The organism is Citrobacter braakii, from assembly GCF_002075345.1.
In the GTDB taxonomy this organism is placed as follows: domain Bacteria; phylum Pseudomonadota; class Gammaproteobacteria; order Enterobacterales; family Enterobacteriaceae; genus Citrobacter; species Citrobacter braakii.
This window is the reverse complement of sequence record NZ_NAEW01000001.1, coordinates 481,815-502,702: the sequence shown is the minus strand read 5'-3', so window position 1 is coordinate 502,702 and position 20,888 is coordinate 481,815. Positions and strand designations below refer to the sequence as shown.

Genomic DNA, 20,888 nt, shown 5'->3' with positions numbered 1-20,888 from the left:
GAGGCAGCCTGAAGGATAACGTGTATAAAAAAAGCCTCCACCAGGGAGGCTTTTAGGCGCTGTTTTCCGTTTCTTCTTTCACGCGCAAGCCTCCTGAGTTCAGGTGCTAAAGTAAAAGAAGAAGCGGAAAATAGCAGCATTCATGCTTGCGTTACCTTGTGTGGTAAAAACCGGACAACCTTTATTGAAAAGGCTTACGGATAAATTGTCAACCAATTGATTGCACTACAAATAAAAGAGAGGGAGCCAGGCTCCCTCTTTTCACCGGCTTATGCCAGAGCTGCTTTCGCTTTTTCGACCAGAGCGGTGAACGCTACTTTGTCGAATACTGCGATGTCAGCCAGGATCTTACGGTCGATTTCAACAGAGGCTTTTTTCAGGCCGTTGATGAATTTGCTGTAAGAAATACCGTTCTGACGTGCTGCTGCGTTGATACGCGCAATCCACAGTTGACGGAACTGACGCTTTTTCTGACGACGGTCACGATAAGCGTACTGACCAGCTTTGATAACAGCCTGGAAGGCAACGCGGTATACGCGAGAACGCGCACCGTAGTAGCCTTTAGCTTGTTTCAAAATTTTCTTGTGACGTGCACGGGCAACTACACCACGTTTTACGCGAGCCATATGTGCTCTCCTGTATCTATATTCTTAGTAAAAAAATTAATTAAACGTTAACGGCTTATGCGTACGGCAGGCACGCGATAACCAGACCCAGATCGCCTTTAGAAACGAGGCCTTTTGGACGCAGGTGACGTTTACGCTTAGTAGATTTTTTGGTCAGAATATGACGCAGGTTTGCGTGCTTACGCTTAAATCCACCACCACCGGTTTTTTTGAAGCGCTTAGCAGCACCGCGTACGGTCTTAATTTTTGGCATTTTAATAACTTCCACTTCGCATTGTTAATAAACGAAACGTAGGCGAACAACGGCTGTGGAACTCGCAGGCTCCACAGACATTGCTACTTGAAGGCCTTACTGTTTCTTCTTAGGAGCGAGCACCATGATCATCTGGCGGCCTTCGATCTTCGTAGGGAAGGATTCGACTACTGCCAGTTCACTCAGATCGTCACGGACGCGGTTGAGCACTTCCATACCGATCTGTTGGTGGGCCATCTCACGACCGCGAAAACGCAGCGTGATCTTAGCCTTATCGCCATCTTCCAGAAAGCGTACCAGGCTGCGGAGTTTTACCTGGTAATCGCCATCGTCGGTGCCAGGACGGAATTTAATTTCCTTAACCTGGATAACTTTTTGCTTTTTCTTCTGTTCCTTAGAAGACTTACTCTTTTCATAAAGGAACTTGCCGTAGTCCATAATACGACAAACTGGCGGTTCGGCGTTAGGGCTGATTTCAACTAAATCTACTCCAGCTTCTTCAGCTTTTTCGATCGCTTCTCTCAGACTCACAATACCCAAAGCTTCGCCTTCCAGACCTGTTAAGCGAACTTCCAGGGCGCGAATCTCGCCATTGATACGATTCGGACGTGCCGTTTGAACTCGTTTTCCGCCTTTAATACCTTATTCCTCCAGTTGTTGAAGACTGCGGCTGCGAATCTCTTGTTGCAGCTTCTCAATCACTTCATTTACGTCCAGGCTGCCCAAGTCTTTGCCACGACGGGTGCGCACGGCAACTTTGCCTGCTTCTACCTCTTTGTCGCCACAGACCAACATGTAAGGGACACGACGTAAAGTGTGCTCGCGGATTTTAAAGCCAATCTTCTCATTTCTCAAGTCTGCTTTTACACGAATACCCGCATTTTGTAGTTTCTGCGTTAATTCGTTGACGTATTCAGACTGTGAATCGGTGATGTTCATGACGACAACCTGAACTGGCGCAAGCCAGGTCGGGAAGAAGCCAGCGAACTCTTCGGTCAGGATACCGATGAAACGTTCCATCGACCCAAGAATTGCGCGGTGAATCATAACCGGCACCTGACGCTCGTTGTTTTCGCCAACATAAGAGGCGCTTAAACGGGACGGCAGAGAGAAGTCCAGCTGTACAGTACCGCACTGCCATGCACGATCGAGGCAGTCATACAGGGTAAATTCAATTTTCGGACCGTAGAATGCGCCCTCACCCAGTTGGTACTCAAACGGGATGTTGTTTTCTTCCAGCGCAACGGCCAGGTCAGCTTCAGCACGGTCCCACATTTCATCGCTACCGATACGTTTTTCGGGGCGAGTGGACAGTTTGACGACGATTTTCTCGAAGCCAAAGGTGCTATACATATCGTAGACCATACGAATGCAAGCGTTAACTTCATCACGGATCTGCTCTTCTGTACAGAAGATATGTGCATCATCCTGAGTGAAGCCACGAACACGCATCAGGCCATGCAGCGCGCCTGACGGCTCATTGCGGTGGCAGCTACCAAACTCGGCCATACGCAACGGCAGATCACGATAGGATTTCAGACCCTGATTGAAGATCTGCACGTGGCCCGGGCAGTTCATGGGCTTAATGCAGTATTCACGGTTCTCAGAGGAGGTCGTGAACATCGCATCTTTGTAGTTATCCCAGTGACCTGTTTTTTCCCACAGCACGCGGTCCATCATGAACGGACCTTTAACTTCCTGATACTGGTATTCTTTCAGTTTTGAGCGAACAAAGACTTCCAGTTCACGGAAGATTGTCCAGCCATCATTGTGCCAGAACACCATACCCGGCGCTTCTTCCTGCATATGATACAGGTCAAGCTGCTTACCGATTTTACGGTGGTCGCGTTTGGCCGCTTCTTCCAGACGTTGCAGGTAGGCACTCAGGGCTTTTTTATCGGCCCACGCAGTACCATAAATACGCTGCAGCATCTTGTTATTGCTGTCGCCACGCCAGTATGCCCCAGCGGTCTTCATCAGTTTGAAGTGATGACAGAAACGCATGTTCGGCACGTGCGGGCCACGGCACATATCGACATATTCTTCATGATGGTACAAGCCAGGCTTGTCATCATGGGCAATGTTTTCATCAAGAATGGAGACTTTATAGGTCTCGCCACGCTTCACGAAGGTTTCACGCGCTTCGTACCAGCTGACTTTCTTCTTAATGACATCGTAGTTTTTCTCAGCGAGCTCGTGCATCCGCTTCTCGAGCGCCTCGACATCTTCCTGGGTTAGCGTACGGTCAAGATCGATATCGTAGTAAAAACCGTTATCAACAACCGGTCCGATCGCCATTTTGGTGTGCGGCCAGAGTTGTTTGATCGCGTGCCCTAACAGGTGCGCACAGGAGTGACGAATGATCTCCAGACCTTCTTCATCCTTCGCGGTGATGATGGAGAGCTTCGCATCATGCTCAATCAGATCGGAAGCATCTACCAGCTCACCGTCAACACGGCCAGCAATAGTGGCTTTCGCCAGACCTGGACCGATGTCCAGCGCAACATCCATGGGGCTTACAGCGTGGTCGTAATGGCGTTGGCTGCCATCAGGAAGAGTAATAACAGGCATGTTATATCCTTATTTGCAGTGGTGACCCACACGTAAGATCACATACAAAGAGAAAATTTATTTGTTTACAGTAAGTTGTGCAACCATCTAACCAACAATCGCTAAATTGGTACACAATCTGGTACACAAATGAAAAACTGACATCCTCAGTCCCTCACCCGGTAAAATGATGGTAACACTAAAAAAGTGGTGATTGCACCACTCTGTTTCACATTGATTCAAATTGTCTTGCAACAATTGATGCGATCGACTAAGCGAGAACAGCACAAAGCCTTGCAAACCGATGCCACGCTTTGAGTGCCCAGTTTTTATCTCGCGTAACATGAAGCTCTAGCGCAAATGAATCACATCGTCATATGTTTCGCGATTTTGCCCAGTATATCATTGCCAAGATTCGCATTATTACAATCGGCATTGCTTCCTTAGATGTTAGGCTAATAATTAAACCATGTGCATGGAAAGCAATCCTCCACTGTTAGTGCATGCCAATTTCTATCACATGGATCGCATAAGTAGATTACAAGTTATAGAAGTGAAATTCTGCTTATGTTATGATCGGATTACTCCTATTAAAGCATATAACCATATGAACTCTAAAATAAATTCACTCCAAGCATTACGAGGTATAGCTGCAATAATGGTTATGTTTTTCCATTATCGCTATCTGCTGAATATTAGTTACGATGGCCTTGGTGACAGGCTATTTATTTATGGTGGTTACGGAGTAGATATATTCTTTATAATTAGTGGGTTTGTAATTACTTTATCATCAGTTAATAAACCAACTGGTATTAGAGGTTCTATTGATTTTGTAAAAAATAGAGCCAGGAGATTGCTTCCTGCTTATTATGTGATTCTTATATTAACTGCGGCGGCACTTGGTGGATTCGAGTTATTAAAATCTCCAGAAAAGGCAAGCAATTTACTCAGCGCCTTTTTATTTATACCTGAATTTGCAAACAGACCACCAACACTTATTAATACATCTGAGCTATTTAGCATAAGATGGACGCTTAACTATGAAATTTATTTCTACATAGTTATGGCGTTTTCAATGATTTTCCATAAGAGATGGACCGTTCTTTTTGCATGGTTTTTTATCGCATTAATTGTTATCCCAGTATGCATATCTGGAAATATACCAAATAATGCAAGTTACGCATTAACAACAAATGCATACATTAACCTTGCGACAAACCCTATGGTTTTTGAGTTTTTGATTGGTGTTATGTTTGGATTGTATTACAAACAGATCAAAAATTTACCTTATAACATTAGGTTGATTATCACAGCATTTTGTATTGTTACAATATTTGCTTTGTATCTTAAGTACGATAGTTTTACTCGCGCTGACATGCAGATGGGATATGTATCCGCATTGTTATTTCTTGCTTTGCTTGTTAACCAAGACTTTCTTGACAGAGCAACACCAAAATTCATGGTGTTTCTTGGTGAGATATCATATTCACTCTACCTAATTCACTTGGGTCTGAGTTCAATAATGAACAACCACTTCCCAATACTAAAAAACGTTGACGGTCTGGTAAAGTTCATTCTTTATTGTGGTATTTCGATCTTTTTATCTTGGTTATCTTATAGGTTTGTTGAAAACTCATTCCTGCTCAAGAAAAAGAAAAAATTGGCAAAAGCATAAAATTAAAGGCCGGATAATCCGGCCTTTTTTCATGACCTCAATATCACTCCAACCCAGTCATTACCCATACGCGTAAGCTCAATTGTTGTGAATGCTACTATAGTAACGTTAGTATTACCAGGAAGCCTAATTCCTCCCTGGTTTGCTGTAATTGTGATTGTTCCTCCGGCACTGAGATCACTCCTTCCGATTAATCTTATTTTGTAACCGTCAGGCTTTGTGTTGAACTGCTCTGTAAACCCAACAATGTTAACCGTCGATCCAGTCTGGTTCGGATACACATAAACTGTAATTTCATTTCTAGACGCACCAGGGATTGGAACGCTCTGGTTTCCTCCAGCTGTTGCAGACCACCTATAAATATTTGGAGGCGAAGGCTCTGTGATTGATAATACTGTTCCAGAATCAAGTATTGCATTATCAACTATATCTAAAGCAGTGTTTCCATCAAGATACGTTTTACCAACATTAGCACGGTGGCGCAGAACTGTACCAACCCCTTCACCTGTGTTTGATATGAAAAAATTACCATCAAGAAGGTTTGGTGAGCTTGCATAAAGTTCACCAATATAATCAGCCGTTCCGTTGAAAACACGATATTTTATATCACGAATCTTATTGCGTTTAACCTCCTGACCATAATCAGAGCGAATGTTTACGATCCTGTTGTTGGCACCAGGTCCATTAATGGTAACTGTTCCACCAATAATTTCATTGTCATTTGCCGGGGTCAGTGATTCTTGATGGTCAAAAATACCAAATGCCGACTTAAACCCTCCATTGTTAAACATCTCAATATCTGGGTTAATCGCCTTACATTTGCTTACTCCTTGGAAAAATATAACATGGTCATTACCGTTGAAATCACCATTCTTGATGCTGGTAAACTTACCTCTGATGACTCTACAACCAGTACACCCCCTTGAAAACTTAACATTATTGAGTCCTCCAACTGCACCTTCAACATTACCGAGAATAGATGAATTATGTATGCAAATCGGGTCAATAAAATCAAAATCTGTAGTTGGGTAGCCAGTACCGGAAGCAGATGTGCAATGCAAGTTTACAAGCAATCCATTCTCTGCATAAGGTTTAACACATGAACCACCAGAACACCCAAGAACCTCAATATTCCCTCCAGCCTTTGATTGTCCTATAAATCTTGGTGATCTAATATCTGGATCAACAGCACCAATTATGACAAGATTACCGTGGTTAGGACCTTTATGACCGGTTCCGTCAAAGGTGCATCTTGTGGACCTAACTTTTGTTCTCCGGGTGGAATCTGATGGCCCATAAGATGTATTCCCCATTCTCAATGGGGTAACATCTGCAGATCCTGTAAAATATAAATCGCGAACCTCAACATTATTACCAGTCATTTCAATGGCACCAAAACTCTGGTTAAAACTGGATCCTGACAAAGTAATCCTAGACTGGTTAATATTGAAAATCTTTTTGTTGTCACTGCTAATGATTACGTTATTTGTTAGTGTAACATCTATATCCTGATCAATACGGTCAAACACAGCCCACAGAGCAGGAAGAAGTGTTGTTACATCTGACCCACTGTCCACATATGATGATAATTTCGCAGACCTTCTGTTTGCCAATAAATATTCATGAAGAGTACTAACATTTCCATAAACATCAGTTGTTCTAATAAGCGTATCACCATCCGCGCTATCAAGATCCTTTCTCAATACATCGCTTATATCTACTGACTGCCATTTCCCTTCTCCCGTTCCACCAGAAGACGATGGTGTTGAGCCAGGTGGAACTGTTTTTGGCAGTGTTGCCAGATCGTCCCATCGATACCAGATATTTGTCGAAGTATCCTGCAGAACGTCGCCAGCAGCAGTAACTGTTCCACCACCCTGAAATGTTCCTGCCAGATTCCATCCAAGATTGTAGATTTGCTGAAGTGTTAACTGCTTAAGGCCTTCAATCGTGTAATGAGTATTACCAAAACGGTCAATATATTGTTGAGCCATTGAAGTAACAAACTCGTCAATTTTCCCTGCGTTAAATTTCAGGTCGCGCGGCGATTCACTTGGTACTGGCATGTTTGTCGGTTGCGTAGCCATATTGATTCCATAAAAAAACCCGGCGCAGTGGCCGGGTTGTGCTGTGAAAGTTGGTGTTCTATTCGTAGATCTTGTCGCTGTACTCAGCGAGAGTTAATGCGGTACTCCCCTTTCCATCTGGTTGCTTAGCAGTGACAGTCCATCGCCCGGAATCAAGCTCCTCTGAGGTAGCAATTGCGTATCGCGAAGGTGACTGAACGTCGAAGCCGTCATAAAGGTTGAGAGTGATAGCGGGAATTTCAGCAGTGAATCCGAATGGCGTGTCTGCGCGTGGTGATGCTGGATAGCGCGCCGTAGTCGCCCCCATCGAGTCGGTTATCTGAACGAACATCGATCCGGAGAAGGTGATCCTCTCATTGGTTTCAAAGTCATTACCGGTACGCGACACGATATAGCCAGCCTGCTGATTGGTGTCGTATGTATCTGGCACCTGGACCATATCCCCGATATTCACCCATTCCCCATCATCCGGGCGGCTACCGACATCATTAATTTCGAGTAACATTAGCGAATTTGAAGTTATACGTTTTCGGCGCAGCGCATAGCGGATCACCTGTTTCATCTTCACCAGAACGTTACCGGCCTGAACCGGCGAGCCACCTTTCGTTATGCGCAGGAATATCTGCTCCCACTCAACGGGGCTCATCTCATCTGCTATCAGTCGGCCGTAATTGTCGGTAACGTGAAGCTTCAGCATCCGCTTCCAGTATTCGTACTTCACCATCTCTTTCACTGATGGTGTTTCCAGCCACTCATCAACGAGAGTGCTGATGCTCGGCGAGTTGGATACGATGTCCCTGGCTTTCTTCCTCTGCATTGCCGGGTCGCGTCCCTCTTCCAGCCAGCCCTTGCATTCCTCCATAGCGTCACGGGCTTCTTTAATCGACATCTTGCCGTAGGTGCCAAGTTTTAGCCTGGCCGGTTTCCCGTTGAAGCGATAGCGGTACTGAAAGGTGATAAGTCCCTTTGGGCTGATCCTGGCAGAAAGTCCACCTCCGTCAGCTATCTCCTCTGGTCCATCATATGGCTTGCCAGCTATACGCCTGAGCTTGGTATCGTTGAGAGGCATGCTTGTCCCTGTTCAGCTTTATCGGAATTGGTACACGATTTGGTACACAGATTCTACGACACGAACAAGGACAACATGAACTAAATTGAAACGGGTAAATTGAATAAAGTCAGGTGTGATGCGGAATTGGTGAAACAGGTAGAAACAGGCAGGAATGAGGTGAAATTCTGGATGGTACTTACACGTAAGATCACATACAAAGATTCAATATTTAAAATCATCAAAAAGGTGTGGGCTGATTCCCGCTTCACTCTGCGAAATATGTCACTGGTCGCCTTAATGGCTACACTGGACCTACACCCGCTTTTTGATAACACCGTTTGACAGTGTACACGGCATTACGAGCCGATCAAAGCAACAATCAACGCGCACTCTATGATGTAAATCAATTCACTGACACCCTGACGTTTTTGTTACACTTGTATAAAGTCATCTAACCTGAGCAGGAAAAGGACAATGCCAACAAATCGCTTTGCGAAGAAACACTGGAAGATGGTTGTGATACTGCTCGTTATTTGTGCGGCAATGCTGATGCTACGTTGGGCTGCGATGATCTGGGGTTAAAATACTGGCACACGCTGTTCCGGTTCCGTTGTATTTATCAATTAAATCGAATTCGTCTGAAAATAGCGCGTTATTGATAAGTATTAAAAATAAAACACAGATTTAATATTAAATAAATTTAACGTTAATTGAGAAAAGCCGGGCCAATTATTTGACCCGGCTTGTCATTACATACGATAGCCGAGTGACACAGTAGTACGACGATCGGTATGCTCCGGCGCTGTTGCCGGTGGTTCAGAGTTCCAGGTAACGTTGTAAGCCACCTTTAACCCAAAGTGTTCGTTGATGGCAACGTTCAAGGCTGTTTCAGAATTGAGCGTTGTATCGTCAGCACCAAATACCGACACACCTTGCGTAAACTTAGTATTGTCCGTCATCTGCCACGCATAGGCCCCGGACGCATAGCCCAGCGGCTGTGTTTCGGTGGTGCCATCCGTGTGCTCGTCATAGCGCACACCAGGACCGAATTCAAAACGGAAGCTGTGCACTGGTCCGTTGAGGAACTGACGACCATAACCTGCGGTCAGCACGTCACGCTCGCGATAGCCGTTGTAACGGTCGGTCAGCCAGCTTGCCTGCCCAAAGAGATAATCATAGTCGGTCATGTTGTAACGACTACGGCCACCTACGGCATATTTCTCTGATGAACGCTCATCATTTGAGGAGGTATTGCTGGCATTTCCCCACAAAGACCACGCCGTAGTTTGACCGTACCAGGTCATGGTGGTGTCTGCAGTTAAAGAAGAACTTTTTGTGTTGCCTGACTGGGCGAGATATCCCGCGTTCAGGTTACCTTCAAAGGGTTTTTTCGCGCTGGAAGGGTCATCCATGACAGTAAAAACGGAATCATCGGCGGCAGCCTGCATTGACGCAAGCAGGCCACCCGTCAGCAGTAACGCTGCGGGCACTGTCTTCAAAAGCTTCATTTATTAAGAGTCCGTACAACAAAAAAAGAGACCATAACGGTCTCGGAAACTTTCATATGGATCAATGACAAAAGACCCTTGAAAGGTAACAAATTATAAAAAGACTCGAATAACATAGCAATAAATTCTTATTTCATTTTTTGAATAAGAGCGTTCCTAAACCGTTTTTTTATTTATATATCTTTAACGCGATTATTTTAAATAAAGATATGAAAAATCATGTTGTTAATTACTTCACTTTCGGGGGGTTAAGTGCCAGACTGAGGACAGCCTAACAGGAGGTAAAGATGGTACGTATCTATACGTTAACACTTGCGCCCTCTCTCGATAGCGCAACAATCACGCCGCAAATCTACCCGGAAGGTAAGCTTCGCTGTACCTCGCCGGTTTTTGAACCCGGCGGCGGCGGTATCAACGTCGCTCGCGCAATTGCCCATCTTGGCGGCACCGCTACGGCCATCTTCCCTGCGGGTGGCGCCACCGGAGAGCATCTTGTTGCTTTGCTCGCCGACGAAAATGTTCCCGTATCCACCGTCGAAGCTAAAGACTGGACCCGACAAAATCTCCATGTCCACGTTGAGTCCAGCGGCGAACAGTATCGCTTCGTCATGCCAGGCGCTGCGCTCACCGATGATGAGTTCTACCAACTTCAGGATCAGGTGCTGGAAATTGAGTCTGGCGCACTGCTGGTTATCAGCGGCAGTTTGCCGCCTGGCGTACAGCTTGAGAAGCTGACCCGGCTCATTACCACAGCACAAAAACAAGGGATTCGCTGTATCGTCGATAGTTCTGGCGAAGCGCTGGCGGCAGCATTAACCATCGGCAATATCGAACTGGTCAAACCCAACCTCAAAGAACTGAGCGCGCTGGTGAATCGCGAACTCACGCAGCCCGATGATGTGCGCAACGCCGCACAGGAAATCGTGCAAAGCGGAAAAGCGCATCGCGTAGTGGTCTCGCTTGGACCACAAGGAGCGCTGGGCGTTGATCGTGAAACCTGTGTCCAGGTGGTTCCGCCACCGGTGAAGAGTCAAAGTACCGTAGGTGCGGGCGACAGTATGGTCGGGGCCATGACGCTTAAACTGGCGGAGAGCGCACCTTTTGCAGATATTGTTCGTTACGGCGTCGCCGCAGGTAGCGCCGCCACCCTGAATCAGGGTACGCGTCTGTGCGCTTTAGACGATACGCAAAAAATATACGCGTATCTGGCTCAGTAATGACGGCTTCCCCTTGTCTAGATACAAGGGGATTTCCCCGTAAAACTGTCGGCATGGGTGTTATACGTCTATGATAAAAAATCACATGATTACAAAGCAGTGAATCATGTGCGACCAGGCGTCTTCACAACTATGCGAGGTGAAGAAGAACGACACACATTAAGTGCCTTTCCAGCGATGACGCGTCCGTGGTGTGCGTCAGTTCGTGTTTTTTAACCGCATTCTTGCGCTAACCTTATGATCTGGCAGACAACATGGGGAGAGACATCATGTGGCAGGCTATCAGTCGTCTTTTAAGCGAGCAATTAGGTGAAGGCGAAATCGAACTGCGTAACGAACTGCCCGGCGGAGAGATCCACGCCGCATGGCATTTACGCTATGCGGGGCGCGATTTTTTCGTTAAATGCGATGAAAGAGAGCTGTTAACCGGCTTTACGGCGGAAGCCGATCAGCTGGAGCTACTTTCTCGCAGTCAAACCGTATCTGTACCGAAAGTCTGGGCGGTAGGCGCAGACAGAGATTACAGCTTTCTGGTGATGGATTTCCTCCCTCCCCGTCCGCTTGATGCGCACAACGCGTTTATCCTCGGCCAACAGTTGGCGCATTTGCATGAATGGAGCGATCAGCCGCAGTTTGGGCTCGACTTCGATAATGCGCTCTCTACCACGCCGCAGCCCAACACCTGGCAACGTCGCTGGTCAACCTTTTTTGCCGAGCAGCGTATTGGCTGGCAGTTGGAACTCGCCGCTGAAAAAGGCATTGCGTTTGGCAATATCGACGCCATTGTCGAGCATGTTCAGCAGCGTCTCTCTTCCCATCAGCCGCAGCCATCTCTTCTGCATGGTGATTTGTGGTCCGGGAACTGCGCCCTCGGCCCGAACGGCCCGTACATCTTTGACCCTGCCTGCTACTGGGGGGACAGAGAGTGTGACCTGGCAATGCTGCCGTTACATACCGATCAGCCGCCGCAACTCTATGACGGTTATCAGTCTGTTTCTCCGCTACCATTGGATTTTCTCGACAGACAGCCTGTCTACCAGCTCTATACGCTGCTGAACAGGGCTATTCTGTTCGGGGGACAGCATCTGGTCGTGGCGCAGAAAGCGCTGGACAGGTTACTGGCGGCTTAGCAAAGTCGCACGTTGCTTATCTGGCCTGGCGTTTCGCAACGCGTCAGGCCTGATAGTGCAGCAGTTACAAAAAGCCCAGTAATGAAAAGAAGAAGTAGCCAATCACGATAACGATCACCGGCAAAATATAAAGCGGGAAAATTTGTAAAAAGATCGTATGGTGCGGTACCACAATACGCGACTCAAGTTGCTCGCGTGATAACCCTTCACTGCCCTTTGCCTGTTCCAGAATCAACTGATCCTCAACGCCCTCGCGTAAATAACGCGCCTGACGGCTCATTCTGGCGCCTGAATCCTGCAACGCCAGACCGATAAAAATCAGAATGAAAATCAGCCAAAAAACGAGATTCAGTCCACTTTGAAAATCGGGCGTCGGCGAGTTATACCAAAACACGTTAAGAAAAGGTGTGTTCACACGCATCATGTCGATCATCACGTGAGCAAAATCGAGCATGACCGCGTTAATCCCTTCCTGCTTTTCGCTGTGCGCATACATAAACTTCAGTACTGAAACCAGGGTTGAAATCAGCGCGGGAATGAAAATCACCCATCCCACCAGCCTTTTCAAGATGGCAATGCGTCCAGCTTGTTGATACGTCATGAGTTCCCCTTGATTAAGACGTGTCATTTTGGCCTAAGTTTACCCGTTGATTATCGTTTTCGCCTGATCTTTAAAGGCGGTATACTGCTGAATTAGCCATAATGAACGCTCAGAGCCCGTCCAGGCTGGCTCTTAATCCCTTTTATCACCCGTAAAGGAGAGGTTGTGATGTCAACCCCGCGTCAAATTCTTGCTGCAATTTTCGATATGGATGGATTACTGGTCGATTCTGAACCGCTTTGGGATCAGGCCGAACTGGATGTGATAGCAAGTTTAGGCGTTGATATCTCCCGCCGCCATGAACTTCCCGATACACTTGGCTTACGCATCGACATGGTGGTTGATTTGTGGTTTGCACAGCAACCGTGGAACGGTCCCTCACGTCAGGAAGTAACCGAGCGCATCATTACCCGCGCAATTGCGTTAGTTGAAGAAACAAAACCACTGCTGCCGGGCGTGCGTGAGGCCGTGGCATTGTGTAAATCTCAGGGGTTGAAAGTAGGACTGGCATCCGCCTCGCCGCTGCATATGCTGGAAAAAGTGCTAACCATGTTTGATCTGCGCAGCAGCTTCGATGCACTGGCTTCTGCGGAAAAACTGCCCTACAGCAAACCGCACCCGCAGGTTTATCTCGATTGCGCGGCGAAACTGGGCATTGACCCTATAAACTGCGTAGCACTGGAAGACTCGGTGAACGGCATGATTGCTTCGAAAGCCGCCCGTATGCGTTCCATCGTAGTACCTGCGCATGAAAATCAGGACGATCCTCGCTTCGTTCTGGCCGACGTCAAACTGGCCTCGCTCACCGAACTCACTGCCGCTCACCTGCGCGGCTAATCCTGCGACGGGCAATGATCGCATTGCCCGCCTGCCGGACGCTGGGGCACGCCTGATGATCTGAAAGGCCCGGTCGTGTTCCTCGCAAGTGCTGCCTCGGACTATATACATGGCTATACGCTGGTCGTGGATGGCGGTTGGCTGGCGCGGTAAAGGCGCACTTGTGACAAAGGGTTACAACGTCACCTCTTCCGCCTACTGTATAAAACCCCTATACTGTATGAATCGACAGTTTATTGGGTTTTATCATGACGGCGGAAGGTCACCTTCTTTTTTCTATTGCCTGTGCGGTATTTGCCAAGAATGCCGAGCTAACGCCCGTTCTTGCGCAGGGTGACTGGTGGCATATTGTTCCTTCAGCCATTTTGACGTGCTTACTGCCGGATATCGATCATCCCAAATCCCTGCTGGGGCAGCGTCTGAAGTGGGTATCAAAGCCCATTGCCCGGGCATTTGGTCATCGCGGGTTTACGCATAGCCTGCTGGCGGTTTTTGCCCTGCTGGCCACGTTTTACCTGAAAGTCCCTGATACCTGGATAATTCCGGCTGATGCCTTACAAGGTATGGTTCTCGGTTATCTCAGCCACATTCTGGCCGACATGTTGACCCCGGCGGGCGTCCCCTTGCTTTGGCCCTGCCGCTGGCGTTTTCGTCTGCCTATCCTCGTGCCGCAAAAAGGCAACCAACTGGAGCGGTTTCTGTGCATGGCGCTGTTCGCGTGGGCAATCTGGATGCCGCAGACCGTACAAGAGAACAGTGCGGTGCGCTGGTCATCACAAATGATAAATACGCTGCAAATGCAGTTTAATCGTTTTATAACGCACCAGGTTGACTAATAAATCAGCCAAAAAGTTATTTTTGGCATAAACAATTCCATTTGAATATAAGAGGCAAGTCACAGTTCTGCTAATCTTGCGCCAACAGAATCACCGTCACACGGTGATACGCATAATAAGATCAGGAGAACGGGGATGAACTATCCATTAATCGCGAACATTATCGTGTTCGTAGTGCTGCTGTTCGTGCTGGCGCAAGCCCGTCACAAGCAGTGGAGTCTGGCAAAAAAAGTACTGGTCGGTCTGGTCATGGGTGTGGTGTTTGGCCTCGCCCTGCACACCATTTATGGTTCCGACAGCCAGGTTCTTAAAGATTCCGTACAGTGGTTCAACATTGTCGGCAACGGTTACGTCCAACTGCTGCAGATGATTGTCATGCCGCTGGTGTTTGCGTCTATTCTCAGCGCCGTTGCGCGTCTGCACAACGCCTCTCAGTTAGGTAAAATCAGCTTCCTGACCATCGGTACGCTGCTGTTTACTACGCTGATTGCCGCGCTGGTAGGGGTTCTGGTGACCAACCTGTTCGGCCTGACCGCAGAAGGTCTGGTGCAAGGTGGGGCCGAAACCGCTCGTCTGAACGCGATTGAAACCAACTATGTTGGCAAAGTAGCTGACCTCAGCGTTCCACAGCTGGTGTTGTCGTTTATCCCGAAAAACCCGTTTGCCGATCTGACCGGAGCTAACCCGACGTCAATTATCAGCGTGGTTATCTTCGCTGCATTCCTCGGTGTTGCCGCACTGAAGCTGCTGAAAGATGATGCGCCGAAAGGCGAGCGTGTGCTGGTCGCTATCGATACCCTGCAAAGCTGGGTGATGAAGCTGGTTCGTTTGGTGATGCAGTTGACGCCGTACGGTGTTCTGGCGCTGATGACCAAAGTGGTTGCGGGCTCCAACCTGCAGGACATCATCAAGCTGGGTAGCTTCGTCGTGGCCTCTTATCTCGGTCTGGGCATTATGTTTGTGGTACACGGGATCCTGTTGGGTGTTAACGGCGTTAGCCCGCTGAAATACTTCCGCAAGGTGTGGCCGGTGCTGACTTTCGCCTTCACCAGCCGTTCCAGCGCAGCCTCAATTCCTCTGAACGTTGAAGCGCAAACCCGTCGTCTGGGCGTGCCTGAATCCATCGCCTCTTTTGCCGCCTCCTTTGGCGCCACCATTGGCCAGAACGGTTGTGCAGGGCTGTACCCGGCAATGCTGGCAGTAATGGTCGCCCCGACCGTCGGGATCAACCCGCTGGACCCGATGTGGATTGCCACGCTGGTTGGTATCGTAACCGTCAGTTCCGCAGGGGTTGCGGGTGTGGGTGGCGGTGCAACGTTTGCCGCGCTGATCGTCCTGCCAGCTATGGGTCTGCCGGTCACGCTGGTTGCGCTGCTGATTTCCGTTGAGCCGCTGATCGATATGGGTCGTACCGCGCTGAACGTGAGCGGTTCTATGACAGCCGGTACGCTGACCAGCCAATGGCTGAAACAGACCGATAAAACAATTCTGGACAGCGACGATAACGCCGAACTGGCGCATCGCTAAGTCTGTTAGACTGAAAAACAAAAAAAACCGCCGGAGTGTCATGCTCCGGCGTTTTTTTTATATCCATTAATCGCTCAGTTCATTTTCCTGGCGAACCTGATTAGCCCAGCGTTGCGCTGATTCCGGGACCGTAAATGCAGGTGAACGCTGAAACGCCTCCCCTATTAAGACAAAAGCGACATATTTTCCGCGCAGTATCCATACGTCACGAAACGCATCCATTTTAACTGCATGCTCTGGTGGGGCTGGCTCCACGCGAGGAACATAGCTAATTACCGGACGATTTTGTTGGCGAAGAGGTTTCATAATCAGTTGCTTCACTAAAGACTAATTCTAAAAATCAGAAAACGGCTATCTTAGCCGATTTTGCCTCCTGACGTCCTGCCTTGCGTGCGCTGTTTGCCTGGTTCATCGCGCTTTACGCCCTCGGTCAGTTCCTGCACCACTGAGCAAGTGGTCTATAGTTAAAGCTTTTGACGGCAACAACGACCTTTAAGCGATGAAAACAGGAGACGAGTTTAATGTCACAGAATGATAAGCACCCACTCCATCACTCAGCGCCGGTTCATGATGCCAGCGAATCCCAGCCAGGACTTGACTCACTGGCGCCAGCAGACGGTTCACATCGGCCAACACCTGAACCCACGCCACCAGGCATGCAGCCCACCACGTCCGGTAGCTTAAAAGCGCCTGACACCAGAAGTGACAAACTCAACGCGCTGGAAAGTTTTCGCAAAGGCAGCGAAGATTTTGCTCTGACAACCAATCAGGGAGTGCGCATCGCGGACGATCAAAACTCTCTGCGCGCAGGAAACCGTGGGCCAACTCTGCTGGAAGACTTTATCCTGCGGGAAAAAATCACCCATTTTGATCACGAACGCATCCCGGAGCGGATCGTACATGCCCGAGGTTCTGCTGCTCATGGTTACTTTCAGCCCTATGCCAGCCTCAGCGCGACAACGAAAGCGGACTTTCTGAGTGATGAAAATAAAATCACCCCGGTTTTTGTCCGTTTCTCTACGGTTCAGGGCGGCGCAGGCTCAGCGGATACGGTCAGAGATATTCGAGGATTTGCGACCAAATTTTATACTGAGGAGGGCATTTTCGATCTGGTGGGAAACAACACGCCAGTCTTCTTCATTCAGGATGCCCATAAATTCCCGGATTTCGTTCATGCGGTAAAACCGGAGCCGCATTGGGCTATCCCACAGGGTCAAAGCGCCCACGATACCTTTTGGGATTATGTCTCGTTACAGCCAGAAACGTTGCACAACGTTATATGGGCGATGTCCGACCGGGGTATTCCACGCAGCTATCGCACGATGGAAGGCTTTGGCATTCACACGTTCCGGTTGATAAATGCGCAAGGGAAAGCCACCTTTGTCCGTTTTCACTGGAAACCGCTGGCGGGCAAAGCTTCGCTGGTATGGGATGAAGCGCAAAAACTTACCGGTCGTGATCCCGACTTTCATCGCCGCGATCTGTGGGAAGCTATTGAAGCAGGCGATTATCCAGAATACGAACTGGGGCTGCAGCTCATTCCTGAAGAAGACGAATTCAAGTTCGATTTTGACCTGCTCGACCCGACCAAGCTGATCCCAGAAGAGCTGGTTCCGGTGCAACGCGTCGGTAAAATGGTGCTGAATCGTAATCCGGATAATTTCTTCGCCGAAAATGAACAAGTCGCTTTTCATCCCGGACACATCGTCCCTGGTATCGATTTTACCAACGATCCCTTGCTGCAAGGCCGCTTGTTTTCGTATACCGATACCCAAATCAGCCGCCTGGGCGGGCCCAACTTCCATGAAATCCCGATTAATCGCCCGACCTGCCCGTACCATAACTTCCAGCGTGACGGTATGCATCGTATGGACATCGATACCAACCCGGCCAACTATGAACCTAATTCCATCAATGATAACTGGCCGCGTGAAACGCCGCCGGGGCCAAAACGCGGTGGATTTGAATCGTATCAGGAACGGATTGAAGGAAACAAAATCCGCGAACGTAGCCCCTCTTTTGGCGAATACTATGCGCACCCTCGCCTGTTCTGGCTAAGTCAGACGCCAATTGAACAGCAGCATATTATCGGCGGATTCAGCTTCGAACTCAGCAAAGTTACGCGCCCCTATATTCGGGAAAGAGTGGTCGAACAGTTAGCCCATATTGATACAGCCCTCGCCGAGGCGGTTGCCGATAATCTCGGTTTTGAGCTAACCGAGGAACAGGCCAAAATCGCCCCACCGGCCAACGTCAATGGTTTGAAAAGTGCGCCGTCACTCAGTTTATATGCGGGTGCGCAAGGTGAGATTAAGGGCCGCGTGGTCGCCATTCTACTTAATGACCAGGTGAAATCAGGCGACCTGCTTGCCATCATGCAAGCCTTACAGGCCAAAGGCGTTCACGCCAAACTGCTCTATTCCCGAATGGGTAATGTGGTTGCCGATGATGGTTCCGTCCTGACAATCGCCGGTACCTTTGCGGGTTCACCATCGCTGACCGTCGATGCGGTTATCGTTCCGTGTGGCAATATCGCTGATATCGCTATGAACGGTGATGCCCGATATTACTTACTCGAAGCGTATAAGCACTTAAAACCTATCGCACTGGCTGGCGATGCGCGTCAGTTTAAAGCAACGTTGAATATCAAAAATGAAGGAGAAGAAGGCGTGGTGGAGGCAGACAGTGTAGACGCACAGTTTATGGATACCCTGCTGACGCTAATGACTGCGCACCGCGTCTGGTCACGCGCCGGAAAAATCGACACGATCCCTGCCTAAAAAAATGCGGCGCATTATGCGCCGCAAACTCAGGAGTTAGACGTTCAGAAAACTGCCAAGACGATAACCGCGCTCCGCAATAGCATATTTCAGTGACGGAGACGTCAGCACGTCGAGCTCAGTTAAGCGGGGGTAACAGTAGGCACTTTGACGAATAATGTCATCGATAAAGGCCGGATGACACATCACTTCCAGCGAGGACTCTCCCCGGTCTGCTGACGCGTCAAGCGTTTGCAAAAACAGGGCTTCAGAAATCGCTTCACCATAAAACTCGCTGCTGAATCCCTGGGAAGTCCGTAACGTCTGCGGAAAGTCAGACGCCTGGAATACCGTCTGACGATCGATCCGTAACGCAATCCCCCGTTGGGCAGCAAACCCGGCCACGATAGGGAAAATCTGCGGGAACATATGCACATGGTGATGGCTATCCAGATGCGTTGGCTCCCGCCCGAACAGGTCAATAAAACGCTGATACTGCGCGGCCAGTTCCTGAGAAATTTCATCCAACGGCAAGGTGTCTTCTTCAGCCATCTGCCAGATCCATTTTCCCAGTAACCCGTCACGAGTAAGGCCTGGCATTGCCGTCAACGGCCTGCCCAGCGTCAGAACAAAATGCATCCCAACGGCAAGTTCAGGAATGTCGCGACTCAGCTGTACCGCATGGTCAATGGCTGCGCCATTAACCAGTGCGGTTGTCGAGGTGACCACGCCATTGCGACAGGCTTCAACAATGCCGTAGTTTTGTCCTTTACTCAGGCCAAAATCATCCGCATTTACAATCAGTACGCGTTCCATAGCCGACCTCAGTTAGTGTTGTTCGCTTTTGAGTTTCTCGATACACCCGGCGAAGTTTGGCAGCCATTTTTCATGCGCCAGAATCAGCTCACGCGCCAGAATCTCGGCATCGCTGTCAGAATGCACCAGCGGACTCAGGTTCAACGCCAGCAGCACATCATTCAGCTCACCGCTCAGTGCCGCATTGCTCGCCGCGACTTCAAAGCCTTTTATGGTATAGATAAGGCCCAGCACTTTCTCATCAAAATGGGTAATACGTGGGTGCGGCGTGGCGCCGTTGCGTCCCAGTGTACAGGTCATCTCAACCGCCCAGTCCGCCGGGATATTGTCAACATGCCCATGGTGCGGAACGTTGACATAGTGCTCGGTCTGTTTGTCGTTGTAGATGGCGTTGATCACTTCACAGGCCGCATCGGAGTAATAGGCTCCACCACGCTGTTCCAGCTCTTTCGGTTTCACGTTCAAATCCGGGTTTTTGTACAGATCAAACAGTTGTTTCTCCACTTTCTGTACCACCTGAGCGCGAGCGCCGCCCTTATAGTATTCACCCATTTCAATCGCCAGCATCTCTTTTGGCTTGAAGTAATAGAGCAAATATGAGCACGGCAGCAGCTTCAGCGAGCGAATCAACCCTTCACTGAACGGCAGATCGAAGATGTTCTTCACGGTGGAGGCTTTCAGTTGACCTGAAGCCACGCCATCCAACAGTTCATCAAAGCGTGATTTACCATTCACCAGCACGTCTTTAATGAAGACCATATGGTTCAGACCGAACAGATCGATGGATAAGTCATCGCTCTCTTTCAGCGCCAGCACATCGCTAATGAACATTTTCATGCCAACAGGAATATTACATACACCGATGAATTTCTTAAAATTCGTATGGCGATAGACCGCTTCCGTCACCATCCCGGCCGGGTTAGTAAAGTTAATCACCCACGCATTCGGGCACAGTTCTTCCACATCTTTGACAATATCAAAGATAACCGGAATAGTACGCAGACCTTTGAACAGCCCACCAGCGCCGTTGGTTTCCTGCCCCAGATACCCGTGACTCAGCGGAATGCGTTCATCCTTTTCGCGGGCTTTCAGTTGCCCTACGCGCAGCTGGGTGGTAACGAAATCAGCATCTTTCAGCGCTTCACGGCGGTCCAGCGTTTTAAACAACTTCATCGGCACGCCAGCTTTATCGATCATGCGCTGGCAAAGGTCAAAAATAATGTCCAGCTTCTCTTTTCCATCGTCGACATCAACCAGCCACAATTCAGAAACCGGTAATTCATGATAGCGCTTAATAAAGCCTTCAAGTAACTCAGGGGTGTAGCTGCTCCCGCCACCGATAGTGACGACTTTTAATTTCTGGCTCATACTTTCTCCCTTCAGTGTCAAAACACTGACGTGTATTATGCTCAACC

At 48.7% G+C, this 20,888-nt stretch carries 19 protein-coding genes, 2 pseudogenes and 1 other annotated feature; of the genes and pseudogenes, 9 read left to right on the top strand and 12 right to left on the bottom strand.

Features of this window, described 5'->3' with window-relative positions; all coding sequences use genetic code 11:
• Positions 1-24: 24 nt before the first annotated feature.
• Positions 25-149, bottom strand: a sequence feature (Phe leader region).
• The 5 genes from pheM to thrS form a co-directional block, all read right to left on the bottom strand.
• Positions 100-144 (bottom strand): pheST operon leader peptide PheM, encoded by a 45-nt coding sequence (pheM, locus tag BZK42_RS29040; protein WP_001386830.1) that lies wholly within the window; start codon positions 142-144, stop codon positions 100-102. It overlaps the preceding feature by 45 nt.
• 120 nt (positions 150-269) lie before the next feature.
• Entirely contained in the window at positions 270-626 is a 357-nt protein-coding gene (gene rplT / locus BZK42_RS02660) for a 50S ribosomal protein L20 (RefSeq protein ID WP_003030578.1), read from the bottom strand.
• 55 nt (positions 627-681) lie between these two features.
• The gene (gene rpmI, locus BZK42_RS02655) at positions 682-879 is read right to left on the bottom strand and encodes a 50S ribosomal protein L35 (protein WP_003030583.1); all 198 of its coding nucleotides are present in this window, start codon (positions 877-879) and stop codon (positions 682-684) included.
• A gap of 96 nt (positions 880-975) precedes the next feature.
• Positions 976-1,518, bottom strand: a complete 543-nt coding sequence (infC, locus tag BZK42_RS02650; RefSeq protein ID WP_048997935.1) for a translation initiation factor IF-3 — start codon at positions 1,516-1,518, stop codon at positions 976-978.
• Between the two features lie 3 nt (positions 1,519-1,521).
• A complete protein-coding gene (thrS, locus tag BZK42_RS02645) occupies positions 1,522-3,450 on the bottom strand; it encodes a threonine--tRNA ligase (RefSeq protein ID WP_080858711.1) in 1,929 nt (642 codons plus the stop codon).
• 586 nt (positions 3,451-4,036) lie between these two features.
• On the opposite strand from thrS, the gene BZK42_RS02640 reads away from it, so the two are divergent.
• Positions 4,037-5,104 (top strand): acyltransferase family protein, encoded by a 1,068-nt coding sequence (locus tag BZK42_RS02640; protein WP_158083348.1) that lies wholly within the window; start codon positions 4,037-4,039, stop codon positions 5,102-5,104.
• A 29-nt stretch (positions 5,105-5,133) separates the two neighbouring features.
• Here BZK42_RS02640 and BZK42_RS29035 read toward each other — a convergent pair whose 3' ends face one another.
• The gene (locus BZK42_RS29035) at positions 5,134-7,191 is read right to left on the bottom strand and encodes a tail fiber/spike domain-containing protein (RefSeq protein ID WP_211280436.1); all 2,058 of its coding nucleotides are present in this window, start codon (positions 7,189-7,191) and stop codon (positions 5,134-5,136) included.
• 457 nt (positions 7,192-7,648) lie between these two features.
• A pseudogene (locus BZK42_RS29605) lies at positions 7,649-8,260 on the bottom strand (Arm DNA-binding domain-containing protein); the annotation flags it as partial.
• A 456-nt stretch (positions 8,261-8,716) separates the two neighbouring features.
• On the opposite strand from BZK42_RS29605, the gene yniD reads away from it, so the two are divergent.
• Positions 8,717-8,824, top strand: coding sequence for a small membrane protein YniD (gene yniD / locus BZK42_RS28155; RefSeq protein ID WP_003030590.1), 108 nt, complete (start codon positions 8,717-8,719; stop codon positions 8,822-8,824).
• A 167-nt stretch (positions 8,825-8,991) separates the two neighbouring features.
• Here yniD and BZK42_RS02625 read toward each other — a convergent pair whose 3' ends face one another.
• Entirely contained in the window at positions 8,992-9,750 is a 759-nt protein-coding gene (locus tag BZK42_RS02625; RefSeq protein ID WP_016152863.1) for a DUF481 domain-containing protein, read from the bottom strand.
• 287 nt (positions 9,751-10,037) lie between these two features.
• Between BZK42_RS02625 and pfkB the strand changes: the two genes are divergently transcribed.
• Positions 10,038-10,967, top strand: a complete 930-nt coding sequence (gene pfkB, locus BZK42_RS02620; RefSeq protein ID WP_016156336.1) for a 6-phosphofructokinase II — start codon at positions 10,038-10,040, stop codon at positions 10,965-10,967.
• Positions 10,968-11,236: 269 nt separating this feature from the next.
• Entirely contained in the window at positions 11,237-12,097 is an 861-nt protein-coding gene (locus tag BZK42_RS02615) for a fructosamine kinase family protein (protein WP_016152861.1), read from the top strand.
• A gap of 64 nt (positions 12,098-12,161) precedes the next feature.
• On the opposite strand, the gene BZK42_RS02610 is transcribed toward BZK42_RS02615, so the two are convergent.
• Positions 12,162-12,698 carry a YniB family protein gene (locus BZK42_RS02610; protein ID WP_019076635.1) on the bottom strand — a complete coding sequence of 179 codons (537 nt, stop codon included), beginning with the start codon at positions 12,696-12,698 and terminating at the stop codon, positions 12,162-12,164.
• 168 nt (positions 12,699-12,866) lie between these two features.
• Here BZK42_RS02610 and hxpB point away from each other — a divergent pair, with 168 nt between their 5' ends.
• The 4 genes and pseudogenes from hxpB to tcyP all read left to right on the top strand — a co-directional run bounded on the left by hxpB (position 12,867) and on the right by tcyP (position 15,898).
• The gene (hxpB, locus tag BZK42_RS02605) at positions 12,867-13,535 is read left to right on the top strand and encodes a hexitol phosphatase HxpB (RefSeq protein WP_016156335.1); all 669 of its coding nucleotides are present in this window, start codon (positions 12,867-12,869) and stop codon (positions 13,533-13,535) included.
• A gap of 30 nt (positions 13,536-13,565) precedes the next feature.
• Positions 13,566-13,688, top strand: a pseudogene (locus BZK42_RS02600) (SDR family oxidoreductase); the annotation flags it as partial.
• 83 nt (positions 13,689-13,771) lie between these two features.
• Positions 13,772-14,371 (top strand): metal-dependent hydrolase, encoded by a 600-nt coding sequence (locus tag BZK42_RS02595; protein WP_087121839.1) that lies wholly within the window; start codon positions 13,772-13,774, stop codon positions 14,369-14,371.
• A gap of 135 nt (positions 14,372-14,506) precedes the next feature.
• Positions 14,507-15,898, top strand: coding sequence for a cystine/sulfocysteine:cation symporter (gene tcyP, locus BZK42_RS02590; protein WP_019078417.1), 1,392 nt, complete (start codon positions 14,507-14,509; stop codon positions 15,896-15,898).
• 66 nt (positions 15,899-15,964) lie between these two features.
• On the opposite strand, the gene cedA is transcribed toward tcyP, so the two are convergent.
• Positions 15,965-16,210, bottom strand: a complete 246-nt coding sequence (gene cedA, locus BZK42_RS02585; protein ID WP_369707928.1) for a cell division activator CedA — start codon at positions 16,208-16,210, stop codon at positions 15,965-15,967.
• A 209-nt stretch (positions 16,211-16,419) separates the two neighbouring features.
• On the opposite strand from cedA, the gene katE reads away from it, so the two are divergent.
• Complete coding sequence (gene katE / locus BZK42_RS02580) at positions 16,420-18,678, top strand: catalase HPII (protein WP_053389169.1); 2,259 nt, start codon at positions 16,420-16,422, stop codon at positions 18,676-18,678.
• 36 nt (positions 18,679-18,714) lie between these two features.
• Here katE and chbG read toward each other — a convergent pair whose 3' ends face one another.
• Both chbG and BZK42_RS02570 read right to left on the bottom strand, forming a co-directional pair.
• Complete coding sequence (gene chbG / locus BZK42_RS02575) at positions 18,715-19,473, bottom strand: chitin disaccharide deacetylase (RefSeq protein WP_019076632.1); 759 nt, start codon at positions 19,471-19,473, stop codon at positions 18,715-18,717.
• Positions 19,474-19,485: 12 nt separating this feature from the next.
• A complete protein-coding gene (locus BZK42_RS02570) occupies positions 19,486-20,841 on the bottom strand; it encodes a 6-phospho-beta-glucosidase (RefSeq protein ID WP_016152854.1) in 1,356 nt (451 codons plus the stop codon).
• Positions 20,842-20,888: the final 47 nt, after the last annotated feature.